Source organism: Rhizobium sp. UBA1881 (genome assembly GCF_002338015.1).
In the GTDB taxonomy this organism is placed as follows: domain Bacteria; phylum Pseudomonadota; class Alphaproteobacteria; order Rhizobiales; family Rhizobiaceae; genus Rhizobium.
The window spans coordinates 1-10,974 of sequence record NZ_DDHH01000067.1 but is presented as its reverse complement, the minus strand read 5'-3'; the positions used below and the strand labels follow the sequence as shown (position 1 = coordinate 10,974).

Sequence of the window (10,974 nt, the reverse complement as noted above, 5' to 3'; positions counted from 1 at the left end):
GCGATTCGCCATGGTCGGAGACGTAGAGCATCGAAGCCGAAATCCTGTCCTGGTGCTTCTTCAGATTGTCGATGACCTTGGCCACCACGTGATCTGTGAAGAGGATCGTGTTGTCATAGGCATTGACGACCTCCTCCGGCTTGCAGGCGCCGAATTCGGGTGTGCGGCAATCCGGCGTGAAGCGGCGGAAATCGTCGGGGTAGCGCCTGTAGTAGGCCGGCCCGTGGCTTCCGAGCTGATGCAGCACGAGAACGCTGTCGCTTTTCACATTCGAGAGCCAGTCGCCGAGCTTGTCGAGCAGCACCGTGTCGAGGCATTCGCCATCCGTGCAGAAGCGCGGATCGGCGGCATCGGGCAGGAAGCGATAGGGAATGCGGTTGGCGACGCCATAGCTGCCGGTATCGTTGTCCCACCACTCGACGTCGACCTTTGCGTGGCCGAGAATATCGGTGAGGTTATCCGTTTCGAGGCCCTTGCGGTGCGTATAGTCCGCCCGCGGATAGACCGAATACATGCAGGGCAAGGACACCGCCGTGGAGGTGCCGCAGCTCGTCGAATTCTTATAGTAGATGACGCCGCGCGCCTTCATCTCGGGATTGGTCTCGCGCGGGTAGCCGCCGAGCGAGAAATTCTGCGCCCTGCCCGTCTCGCCGGCAACGATGATCGTCACCCGGGGCTTACCATTGGCGCTCGCCGTGCGCTGATGCGCATCCGTACCGAGCGGCCGGCGCACGATATAGCGGTCATCCTCCGAGGCGAAGGCGAAGCGCGCGGCACTGCCGATCGGAACGAAGGGGTTGAGCGTCAGCATCAGGTCCTTGTGGAGACGCCCGACCGAGGCATAGGTCTGCGAGAATCCGAGCCCAGCCGCAATGGTGATACCAAGGCACGGCACGATGACGGCCATGTTCCAGACGAACTTCTTCAGGAACGGCTTGTGAACGACCCTGACCCAGATGATGAACAGCGACGGCAACACGCCGGCGAGCAGGATGTGCAGCAGGAAGGACAGCGTGATCAGATGCGCCGATTCCGCCTGCGTCGTCACCGCCGCATTGCGGATCATCTCCTTGTCGATGATCACGCCGAACTGGTCCGTGAACCAAGACGACACCACCGCCACCATCAAAAAGAAGATCAGCGCAGGCTTTGTCAGGTATTTTACGGAGAAAGTCGTCAGCGCCGCAATCGTCAGCGTCGAAATGCCGATCACGAAGGCGGCGAAGGCAACGGGGGCCGAGGAGAGATAACCGAAAGCGCGGGTCCAGAAGGTGTGGTTGGCCACCACGAGAATATAGATCGCCGTCAGCACCGATAGCGTCACGCTCCCGATCTTCGGCCGAAAGCTCTCGCTGGGCTCCGCTAAAACCGTGTCTTCCAAGTCTACCCATCCTGAAACCGCATGCCCGGCAAAGATGCCGAGCGACCAAGCCGCGGGGGATGGCATTCGATACTGACACCAACCTGAACGGATAGGAGAGAGCCGATCCTTGTGAAAAGACGATTTTAGTTATTGCAGCGCATGATCGAACCGTGTATTGCGCTCCTCGTTGGCACGGAGTGTAGCGCAGTCTGGTAGCGCATCTGGTTTGGGACCAGAGGGTCGGGAGTTCGAATCTCTCCACTCCGACCATCATCACCATGCTGAAATAGCTGGTAAATTTCCCTGAAAATATGATCGATCGATGTAGCAAGGCAAATGCCTTGTGAGAGCTGCGGCGCGCGTCGCTACCGGCTTTGCGGCAACCCGCCAAGAGAACCGCCGGCCTTGCCCGCGAGATGGACGAAGACAAAGTCCTGACGATGCGGCAGCTCGAGCGCTTGCGCGACGTTCATGATCCCAAGCGGAATCCGCCGTCCATCCCTTTGAATTGATACTTCGACCAGCGGCTTGCATTCGTTCATCATCACCGTCTCCTCCTTATGTCTGTCCACCGCCATCCTCATGCAGCCCGCTGAGCGCGGTGGATAGGAACGTCGGCAGCGTGAACTGCCAGTAGAGACGTTCCCAGAGCGACGCATCCGGATCCGCATCGAGCAGTGCCTCCAGCGGCATCGAGGGAAATGCCCGTGTCTGTCCGGATACCGGCTGGCTTGCCGCGCTGTCGCAAAATGCCTGGCTGGTCATGGCGCATCCCCTTTCGTTCCATGAGAGGAGCCTAGGGCGGGGCCGGCGATCTCGAAATCCTATTGGGGTTTAGCTGCAACCATACCAAGGTATGTGGCATTTCAGCTCCGATGAGCTCTGCCAGCACGAATCAGAAAACCATCCCCGACAGGCAAGGCCAGGGATGGTTGGCGTCGGATAGTCGCTTCAGCTTACGCGCCGCGGCGTGTGCTCTCGAACAAGAACCATGCGCGGCGCTCGCCTTCATCGATCCAGTTTTCCAGAAGGCTGGTCGTCGCGACGTCGTTATGCTCGGATGTCAGCTCGTGCAGCTGGCGCATCAGGCCCACGAGCTGCTTGTTGTCGTCGCGCAGCTCGGCAAGCATGTCCTCTGGCGTCACGTAATCAGCATCGTTGTCGAGCAGCCGTTGCAGGCGCCCGATGTGGCCGATGGAGCGCAGTGTCGTACCGCCGATCTTGCGGGCGCGCTCGGCGATGTCGTCGGTCATGGCGAAGATCTGCTCGCCCTGCTCGTCCAGCATCAGGTGATAATCGCGAAAGTGCGGGCCGGACATGTGCCAATGAAAATTCTTCGTCTTGATATAGAGCACGAACACATCGGCAAGCAGCGCGGTCAGCGCGGCCGCGATATCGGTCGTGGCGTTCGAGGAGAGATCGGTCGGAGTGGCGAGCGCTGCACGCTGGATTCTGGATGCGGGTTGATATGTCATGGTCGGTGTCTCCTGATGATGGGGTGTGAATGGGGCGGGGTCAGTGGATGGTCGGCGCGATCAGCAGGACCGGCAGGCGCGTCTCGTTGGTGTGGACGGTGATCGCGATCCGCTTCGGCCGCTCCACGTCGGGCAGCTGCGCCGACTGGCTGGTTACGACTTGTTTGGCTGCCAGGGAAAACGTCTTCTTGGACGACGACATGGGATCGGCTCCATTCCGGTGAATATGGCTGGAGCTTAGGCGGCCTTCTTTGGTCGGCCTATTCTATGGTCGTCTAGTCGGGCCACACCTAAGTATAGTTATGGAGCGGATGGCAAGGGAGTAGCTTTCTCCTATGCCTCACGTCCCCTCCGTGAGGCGGTAGCGCCGCACGCTACCTGTCTTCAATGCCGCCCCCGCATCGAAGACGCGGATCCCTCCCCCGGATCCGCCAGAGACCGCCCCGTACCCCCGGGGCGGTCTTTCCTTTTTGGGGTGGACCTAGAAAATCACCCGGTGCGGATGCGTGAAGATCTCGAAATCCTCTCCGCGCGCAACGGCGATCATGGTGATCCCGGCCTCCTCGGCCGTGCGAATGGCATAGGCAGTCGGCGCCGAAATCGCGATCAAGATCGGACTGCCGAGGAACCCGGCTTTCTGGATCATCTCGATCGAAAGCCGGCTGGTCACGACAACCGCGCCGCTGCCGCCGGAAACGCCCGAGCCGACGACGGCACCGCAGAGCTTGTCGAGCGCGTTGTGCCGGCCGACATCCTCACGCACCGCCACAAGCCCGCTCCCCGACACGAAAAACCCGGCGCCATGGACCGCGCGGGTCTTGTGGTTGAGCTGCTGGTGATCGCCGAGGCTCGCCACTGCGCGTGCGATTTCATCAGGCGTGATCGTGAGATCGGAGGACAGCACGGGCCGAACCGTGCGCACGGCCTGCTCCAGCGATTCGATGCCGCAGAGACCGCAACCGACCGGCCCCATCATGTGCCGCCGGCGCGCACGCAGCTTCTCCTCGACATCGTCGACAAGCGCGATCTGCACGTCGATGCCAACCTCGTCCTGAACGATCTCGATCGCCTCGATCTGCGAGACCGTGTCGATCAGCCCTTCGGTGAGGCTGAAACCAACGGCAAAATCGACGAGATCATCCGGCGTCGCCATCATCACCGCATGCGAGCTGCCACCGTAGGAAAAGGCGATCGCCACTTCCTCGGGAACGCTGCGCGTCGCGGGCGCGGCAACACCACCCCGAAAGGCGATCGTCTGCACTGCTTCATGACTCGCTCGGCTATCGACGAAACTGATATTCACTCTGCTCTTCCCTGAACAACGCGGCATCGCCGGATGGTGGTCCGCTCGATACGCACTATAGGCCCGGACCGGCCGGTCTGTCCTCGTCAAAGAACGGCCGCCTGCGGCCAGCACCAGCCGGGTCGGTTGCAAATACGGTCAATCACCTGAAACAAAAGGCAAAACACCTTTTGCGCAAACGACACCTATGTATAGGTTAGAATGACGGTCGCGATCGCTATCATGCGCGCCAAGGTAGATGGGGATCTTATCATGAGCGCGGAACGAGCCGGTGTGCTGTTCAATCAACGTGGTGGCACGGGCCATCGTGTCACCGTCGCGCTGATATCAGCCTTCCTGATGGCGATCGTCTTTGTGATCGATACTTTCACCGAGATCGAAGGCGCGATCGCGGTTCTTTATGTCATGGCTCTCCTGCTTGGCTCGGAGATTTTGACCCGCACCGGACTGCTGCTGACGTCGATCGTCTGCATCTTCCTGACGGTCCTCTCCTATTTCCTGACCCACGGCCCCGATCCTGACCTGCAGACCTTCATTCGTCTCGCGGTCGCCTTGGCGGCGCTTGCCATCACCATGGCCCTGCTCTTGCGAAACGATGCCTTCCGCGCCGAGCTGATCGAAAGAAACGCCGAAATCCGCGAAAGCGAAGCCCGCTATCGCTCGATCTTCGATGGCGCCCGCGTCGCGCTCTGGGAGCGGGATTACTCGCGGCTGCACGCTTACCTGTCGGAGTTGAAGGCCGCCGGCGTTACCGATCTGGAAGACCACGCGCGCCGGCACCCCGAGATCATCGACCACTGCATCGGCCTGCTGCGCACGGTCGCGGCCAACGAAGCGGCCCGTGAGCTGGTCGGGACATCCGCCAACAGCGGTTCGCGAGAATCGATGGCCGATTTCATCGCCTCCGGCGACAAGACCTTCCTGCATCTGATGAATGCGATGTTCACGGGCCAGCCCTATTTCGAAGGCAAGGGCAGGATCACGACCGACAGCGGCGAAATCAGGCAGGTGCTTTTGAGCATCAGTTTTCCCGAGGACACCGCCGCCTTCAACCGCGTGGTCGTCGGCATGGTCGACATCACCCAGCGCGAGATGACGGAAGCAGCACTGGTCGAGGCCCGCGCCGAATTCGCCAAGGCGTCGAAAGCGGCCACCATCGGCGCCCTCTCCGCCTCACTGGCGCATGAACTGAACCAGCCGCTCGGCGCCATCGCCGTCAACGCGCAGACGCTGATTCGCTGGCTGGATCGCGACCCGCCGGATCTCTCGGCGATCCGCCGCTCCGCCGAACGCATTATCCGCGACGGGCAGCGCGCCAGCGACATCATCCACAACACCCGCAACCTCCTCACCCAGCAGGAAAGCAAAGCCGAGTGGATCGACCTGTCGACGCTGATCGACGAAACCCGCTCGCTGGTCGAGCACGACCTGAAACGCGACGGCATCGCGGTGACCGTTCGCCCGGGCGAAGGCGTGCCGCAGGTCAAGAGCGTGCGGGTGGAGATCCAGCAGGTGATGATCAACCTCATGACCAACGCCATCCAGGCGATCAACGGCGCCAAGTGCCCTGTCCGCGAGATCATCGTCGAGATCCAGCCAGCCGATGGCATGGTCGGCGTGTCGGTCAGGGATAGCGGCCCGGGCATTAGCCCCGAGGGGATGGAGAAGCTTTTCACGCCCTTCTACACCACCAAGGCGGAGGGGCTCGGAATGGGCTTATCGATCTGCCGCAGCACGCTGGAAAGCCGCGGCGGCAAGCTCGACGGCTTCAATCATCCCGATGGCGGCGCGGTGTTCAAGATGACGCTACCGATCGAGGATCCGCATCTGTAAACGCCCGCATCCGGTTGTGCGTCCCGCTCAACGCGCGGCGGACGTGAACAACCTAAACCCTTGTATGATACCGTTTCGCGGTATCGGCGCGCATATTAGAGGAACCAAGCAAGCATCCGAGTCCGAAATATCAACGTACCGGAATACCCATAGGTCCCTCTCTTGCCCCACATTTCCACCATCGCCATCGTCGACGACGACCAAGCCATCCGGGAGGCGCTCGACGATCTTGTCCTGTCCTGCGGCTACCAAAGCCTGCTGTTCGCCAATGCCGAGGAGTTCCTGGCCTACGAGGATCGCGCCTCGATCGACTGCATGCTTCTCGACGTCTCCATGCCCGGCCTGAGCGGCATCGAGCTGCAGGCCGAACTGAACAAGACGCCGTCGAGACCGCCGATCATCTTCATGACCTCCTATCGCGACGACCGAACCCGGTCGGCGGCGCTCGATGGCGGCGCCTTCGCAGTTCTCGGCAAGCCTGTCGATATCAAGCACCTCCTCGCCTGTCTCGAATCGGCGCTTCAACCCAAGACCTGACGGAGGCAGCCACCGTGGCGCGTGGCCTGAAACGCAAAACGCCAGGTCTCTCGACCTGGCGCTGTAAGGGCGTGGCTCTCGTTCAAGCCGCGGAAGATTGCCGCTTCGGCAGCTTCCAGCCTGGGCGGACGAAGTGGCAGGTATAGCCATTCGGAATCCGCTCCAGATAGTCCTGGTGCTCCGGCTCGGCCTCCCAGAAATCGCTGACTGGCGCGAGCTCGGTGACGACCTTGCCCGGCCACAGGCCGGATGCGTCGACATCGGCGATCGTATCCACCGCGATGCGCTTCTGCTCATCATTGGCGTAGTAGATGGCCGAGCGGTAGCTGGGGCCGAGATCGTTGCCCTGGCGATTGGGCGTTGAGGGATCGTGGATCTGGAAGAAGAATTCCAGAATGTCGCGATAGCTGGTTTTCGCGGGATCGAAGAGGATCTCGATCGCCTCGGCGTGGTTGCCGTGATTGCGATAGGTCGCATTGGCGACCTCGCCGCCGGTGTAACCCACGCGCGTCGTCTCGACACCTGGCATGCGCCTGATCAGATCCTGCATCCCCCAGAAACAACCGCCTGCAAGCACTGCGCGTTCGATAGTCATCGAATATCTCCATTCCCTGAGGTTCGTTACGGAATTCATCGGGCGGCAGTCCCGGATGTCTCCACCCATCCTGCCTGAGCCACCTGCAAAGGCAACTCGCCGCGTGCCCTACAGATAGGGATTCGACGTCATCTTTGCCAGTCCAACATGATCGGCGCGCTCATATCAGCAGCGAGACATTCAGCCAGCGCTGATCAAAGACCGTGTCCAACCAATTGATTTTACTTTGGCGGCTCCAGCCTCTAGGGAAGCATCATAAGTTGCGTGGCGCAGGCTCGATAACCCAACGTGACATGCATCACGTAACGGGAACCGCAGGCGCGCCATACCCGTCATATCCAACAAGCAATTTAGAAAAGCGAGATCATAATGACCGACGAACCAATCGTAAGAGACAGCAACGGCGCCGAGCTTAACGACGGCGATTCCGTCACGCTCATCAAGGACCTGAAGGTCAAGGGCACATCGGAAACCATCAAGCGCGGAACGCTGGTGAAGAACATCCGCCTCAACGGAAACCCCGGTGAAGTGGAATGCAACACCAAGCAGGTCAAGGGCCTGGTGCTGAAGACGGAGTTCCTCAAAAAGGCGTAGGCAGCAGTGATATCTGTGCCAGATCGCAACGTTTGATGCAGATCAATGTGGCGACGGCGCGCCGCGCTATTGTCTGTTCATGAGCTTCCTGCACGTCGCTCATAACCGTACAACTTGGCTCGTCCTGGCGATACCGCGGGACGAGCCTTTTTTATGTTAGCAAGAACGAGACGGTAGCCGCTCTCGGACTACTTGTACTTGGTGATCGTCGGGCTGGTGACCCGGTCGCCCGCCTTAAGGCCGAGCTTGGCGGCAGCTCCCGCATTGAGCTCGATCACGTACTTCACCGGGCTCACCGAATCGATGATGTCGCGGGAATACGGCACCGCATTCTGCTTGACGCCGCGAACGATACCCGCGCGATCGACAAACAGCATGTCGAGCGGCAGAACCGTGTTTTCCATCCACATCTGCACCCGCTTCGACGCGCCGAAATCAAAGATCATGCCCGCGTCGGCGGCCATGTCCTGACGGTACATCAGCCCGCGCTGGCGTTGTTCGTTGGTATCGGCAATCTCGACGGTAAAGTTGTACTTCTGTCCTGCCGTCGTCTCGATGACCAGCGGCTCCTTGTCGAACTTGACGACGGACTGGGCGAATGCCGGCAGCGCCAGCATGAAAAAAAGCGCCCAAAAGGCGCTTCTGATCCGGTGCGAAACCATGTTCATCAGTGCGCCCGGCTCACAGGCGTCGGCGCATCCGGATGGATTTCGGCTGCCATCAGACCCTTGTCGCCATCGCCGAAGCGAACGAGCACAACCTGGCCGGGACGAAGCTCGGTAAGCCCGAAGCGACGCAGCGTCTCCATATGCACGAAAATATCCTCGGTCCCCTCGCCGCGCGTCAGGAAGCCGAAGCCCTTGGTGCGGTTGAACCACTTGACCAGCGCGCGCTCCAGACCGCTCGTCGCCGTGACCTGCACATGGGTGCGCACCGGCGGCAACTGCGACGGATGAACCGCCGTGGACTGGTCCATGGAGAGGATCTTGAAGGCTTGGTATCCGCGGTCACGGCGCTGGATGAGTGCCACGATGCGCGTGCCTTCGAGGATGGTCTGGTAACCGTCGCGGCGAAGGCAGGTTACGTGCAGAAGCACATCCTGCATGCCGTTGTCGGGAACGATGAAACCGAAGCCTTTCGCGACGTCGAACCACTTCACGACACCGGTGATTTCGATGAGGTCAACCGCATCGCCCGCGAGTTGTTCGAGGTCAGTGAATTCCGTCGATGAAATCCTGTCAGCCATTTCGCCAGCCCCTCAATACGCGTCACACTGTTACGGTTAACTGATTCTTGAGATCAAGATTAACATGTTGGTAACGGATTAGCGCAAGCCCTACTTTTCGTTTATTCGCAGCTGCCAATCTTACCCCCTAGTCTTGCCTGAACCTGACGTTCCGCCACATAAGGGGCACGCCAGCATTTAGAGAGGAAACAGAATGCGTTATCTCCACACCATGGTCCGCGTGAAGGATCTGGATGCATCGCTCCATTTCTACGCGACCCTCTTCGGGCTCGAAGAAACCCGCCGCATCGACAACGAGAAGGGCCGCTTCACCCTCGTGTTCCTGGCAGCCCCCGGCGACAAGGCCGACGCCACCGCCAAGGGCGCTCCCTGCCTGGAACTGACCTATAACTGGGACCCCGAGGACTACACCGGCGGCCGCAACTTCGGCCACCTCGCCTATGAGGTCGACGACATCTACGCAACCTGCCAGAAGCTGATGGACAACGGCATCACCATCAACCGCCCGCCGCGCGACGGACACATGGCTTTCGTGCGCTCGCCTGATGGCATCTCGATCGAGATTCTGCAGAAGGGCGGCAGCCTGGAAGCGGCCGAGCCATGGGCATCGATGGGCAACACCGGCGCCTGGTAAGCCGAGGCTTTTGCGAGGCTTGCGGCTTTTTCGATTTCCGGCCACTGCGTCCGGATCGTCCTTGCCGCACAACTTTGCTGCGGGCACTCTCCGGATGACTCGAGGGGAAACGCGCGTTTTGCACACCCCCTCGCCTTCATTTTGGAGAATGCTCGCTTGCTCGCTGTTGAAAAGCGCACGCCCATCAAGGCGGCACTTCTGATCGCCGCCTCCGCTTTGGCGCTGTCGGGCTGCGTGTCCGACAAGCCCGCCGTCGACGCGCTCGCATCCGCTGCCGCCGAACCCGCGCCCGCGCAGGATCAGCAAATGGCCGCAAACGCCGCACCGACAGCTGGCACCCAGCAGGCCGGCTACCACGACCCAAGGATGACGAACGTCTCCGGGATGACCAATACTCCCGGCGCGCAAGCCGCCAATCTGGCACAAGCACCCGGCCAGCCGGCATCGGCAGCACCGGAAGCCATGGCTCCCGCCAATATCGGCGGCCTTGCCATGCAATCGACCGGCATCAACGCCCAGGCGATGAGCATCTTCTCGGTCAAGCCGAAGATCCAGAACAACCCGACCTCGACGACCTTGCAGCCATCGACCGGCGTCGGCGCAACGCGCTCCAGCGTCTATTCGAGCCAGCTCCCGGTCGAGGAGGCGCCGCAGCAGCAGACACTGCAGCCGCAGCAATCCTCGCAGAACACCAGCACCAGGGTTGATCCGGTGCAGACCGCCTCGCTGGCGACAGCATATCTTCCCGGCCAGAGCATGAACGCGCTCTACGCCGCGCCGAAGCAGAACCTCCTCACCAGCCTCTCCGGCCTGATCAAGAAGGCGTCGCTCCCCGGCATGACGCGCGTCGCGCCGAACGGATTGCATCTGCAGAACGACAAGGTCGAGGTCGGCTGCTTCAAGCCGAACCTTCTGAAGGTGATCAAGGCGGTCGAGACCCATTTCGGCAAGCCTGTGGTCGTCACATCGGGCTACCGCGATCCCGAACACAACCGCATGGTCGGCGGCGCCGAGGAATCGATGCACATGAGCTGCGATGCAGCCGACATCCAGATCGACGGCGTCTCCAAATGGGATATCGCCGCCTACATCAGGTCGCTGCCCGACCGCGGTGGCGTCGGCACCTATTGCCACACCGATTCCATCCATCTCGACACCGGCCGCAACCGCGACTGGAACTGGGGCTGCGGCGGCCGACAGCCATCCGCTACCGTGGCGCGCGCGCTCTGATATCAAGCTCACTCCACTCACCGCCGTCCGTTGCCTCTCGTGGCACCGGACGGCGCTTGCGTTTAGGCGTTTGATTTCAAGGCAATACGCGTGTTTTTCCACACGCTGGCATTTCTTGTCATTTTTTTGCAAAAAATCACTTCTTGCCGCTTGCGGGAATCCAA

The 10,974-nt window shown here is 60.9% G+C and carries 14 protein-coding genes and 1 tRNA gene; 6 read left to right on the top strand and 9 right to left on the bottom strand.

The window, feature by feature from the left end; all coding sequences use genetic code 11:
• Positions 1–1,381: phosphoethanolamine transferase (locus tag B3605_RS07720; protein ID WP_296433491.1), on the bottom strand; the 1,381-nt coding region annotated here is incomplete at its 3' end.
• Positions 1,382–1,556: 175 nt separating this feature from the next.
• Here B3605_RS07720 and B3605_RS07715 point away from each other — a divergent pair.
• Positions 1,557–1,633 (top strand) — tRNA-Pro (locus tag B3605_RS07715).
• 95 nt (positions 1,634–1,728) lie between these two features.
• On the opposite strand, the gene B3605_RS07710 is transcribed toward B3605_RS07715, so the two are convergent.
• The 5 genes from B3605_RS07710 to fdhD form a co-directional block, all read right to left on the bottom strand.
• A complete protein-coding gene (locus tag B3605_RS07710) occupies positions 1,729–1,911 on the bottom strand; it encodes a hypothetical protein (RefSeq protein WP_162725178.1) in 183 nt (60 codons plus the stop codon).
• 10 nt (positions 1,912–1,921) lie between these two features.
• Positions 1,922–2,128, bottom strand: coding sequence for a hypothetical protein (locus B3605_RS07705; protein ID WP_112941744.1), 207 nt, complete (start codon positions 2,126–2,128; stop codon positions 1,922–1,924).
• Positions 2,129–2,319: 191 nt separating this feature from the next.
• Positions 2,320–2,838, bottom strand: coding sequence for a Dps family protein (locus tag B3605_RS07700; protein ID WP_112941745.1), 519 nt, complete (start codon positions 2,836–2,838; stop codon positions 2,320–2,322).
• A 40-nt stretch (positions 2,839–2,878) separates the two neighbouring features.
• The gene (locus B3605_RS07695) at positions 2,879–3,040 is read right to left on the bottom strand and encodes a hypothetical protein (RefSeq protein WP_162725179.1); all 162 of its coding nucleotides are present in this window, start codon (positions 3,038–3,040) and stop codon (positions 2,879–2,881) included.
• 279 nt (positions 3,041–3,319) lie between these two features.
• Entirely contained in the window at positions 3,320–4,141 is an 822-nt protein-coding gene (fdhD, locus tag B3605_RS07690) for a formate dehydrogenase accessory sulfurtransferase FdhD (RefSeq protein WP_112941746.1), read from the bottom strand.
• Positions 4,142–4,393: 252 nt separating this feature from the next.
• Here fdhD and B3605_RS07685 point away from each other — a divergent pair, with 252 nt between their 5' ends.
• Both B3605_RS07685 and B3605_RS07680 read left to right on the top strand, forming a co-directional pair.
• The gene (locus tag B3605_RS07685; protein ID WP_296433490.1) at positions 4,394–5,974 is read left to right on the top strand and encodes a PAS domain-containing sensor histidine kinase; all 1,581 of its coding nucleotides are present in this window, start codon (positions 4,394–4,396) and stop codon (positions 5,972–5,974) included.
• 162 nt (positions 5,975–6,136) lie between these two features.
• On the top strand, positions 6,137–6,511 hold the full coding sequence (locus B3605_RS07680; protein ID WP_112941748.1) for a response regulator transcription factor: 375 nt from the start codon (positions 6,137–6,139) through the stop codon (positions 6,509–6,511).
• Positions 6,512–6,593: 82 nt separating this feature from the next.
• On the opposite strand, the gene msrA is transcribed toward B3605_RS07680, so the two are convergent.
• A complete protein-coding gene (msrA, locus tag B3605_RS07675) occupies positions 6,594–7,106 on the bottom strand; it encodes a peptide-methionine (S)-S-oxide reductase MsrA (protein WP_112941749.1) in 513 nt (170 codons plus the stop codon).
• A 369-nt stretch (positions 7,107–7,475) separates the two neighbouring features.
• On the opposite strand from msrA, the gene B3605_RS07670 reads away from it, so the two are divergent.
• The gene (locus B3605_RS07670) at positions 7,476–7,700 is read left to right on the top strand and encodes an alkylphosphonate utilization protein (RefSeq protein ID WP_018900360.1); all 225 of its coding nucleotides are present in this window, start codon (positions 7,476–7,478) and stop codon (positions 7,698–7,700) included.
• Between the two features lie 188 nt (positions 7,701–7,888).
• Here the strand turns inward: B3605_RS07670 and B3605_RS07665 are convergent, their stop codons facing one another.
• Positions 7,889–8,368: a DUF192 domain-containing protein gene (locus tag B3605_RS07665; protein ID WP_112941750.1), complete on the bottom strand. Its 480-nt coding sequence runs from the start codon at positions 8,366–8,368 to the stop codon at positions 7,889–7,891.
• Positions 8,368–8,946: a cold-shock protein gene (locus B3605_RS07660; RefSeq protein ID WP_018900358.1), complete on the bottom strand. Its 579-nt coding sequence runs from the start codon at positions 8,944–8,946 to the stop codon at positions 8,368–8,370. The genes B3605_RS07665 and B3605_RS07660 overlap by 1 nt, the downstream gene beginning before the upstream one ends.
• 193 nt (positions 8,947–9,139) lie before the next feature.
• On the opposite strand from B3605_RS07660, the gene B3605_RS07655 reads away from it, so the two are divergent.
• On the top strand, positions 9,140–9,580 hold the full coding sequence (locus B3605_RS07655; protein ID WP_018900357.1) for a VOC family protein: 441 nt from the start codon (positions 9,140–9,142) through the stop codon (positions 9,578–9,580).
• Between the two features lie 156 nt (positions 9,581–9,736).
• On the top strand, positions 9,737–10,810 hold the full coding sequence (locus tag B3605_RS07650) for a D-Ala-D-Ala carboxypeptidase family metallohydrolase (protein WP_112941751.1): 1,074 nt from the start codon (positions 9,737–9,739) through the stop codon (positions 10,808–10,810).
• Positions 10,811–10,974 lie beyond the last annotated feature (164 nt).

Coding starts and splice junctions, on each gene's coding strand:
- B3605_RS07705 (WP_112941744.1), bottom strand. CDS start 2,128: ATGACCAGCCAGGCATTTTGCGACAGCGCGGCAAGCCAGCCGGTATCC.
- B3605_RS07655 (WP_018900357.1), top strand. CDS start 9,140: ATGCGTTATCTCCACACCATGGTCCGCGTGAAGGATCTGGATGCATCG.
- B3605_RS07670 (WP_018900360.1), top strand. CDS start 7,476: ATGACCGACGAACCAATCGTAAGAGACAGCAACGGCGCCGAGCTTAAC.
- B3605_RS07685 (WP_296433490.1), top strand. CDS start 4,394: ATGAGCGCGGAACGAGCCGGTGTGCTGTTCAATCAACGTGGTGGCACG.
- B3605_RS07700 (WP_112941745.1), bottom strand. CDS start 2,838: ATGACATATCAACCCGCATCCAGAATCCAGCGTGCAGCGCTCGCCACT.
- B3605_RS07660 (WP_018900358.1), bottom strand. CDS start 8,946: ATGGCTGACAGGATTTCATCGACGGAATTCACTGACCTCGAACAACTC.
- B3605_RS07695 (WP_162725179.1), bottom strand. CDS start 3,040: ATGTCGTCGTCCAAGAAGACGTTTTCCCTGGCAGCCAAACAAGTCGTA.
- B3605_RS07665 (WP_112941750.1), bottom strand. CDS start 8,368: ATGAACATGGTTTCGCACCGGATCAGAAGCGCCTTTTGGGCGCTTTTT.
- msrA (WP_112941749.1), bottom strand. CDS start 7,106: ATGACTATCGAACGCGCAGTGCTTGCAGGCGGTTGTTTCTGGGGGATG.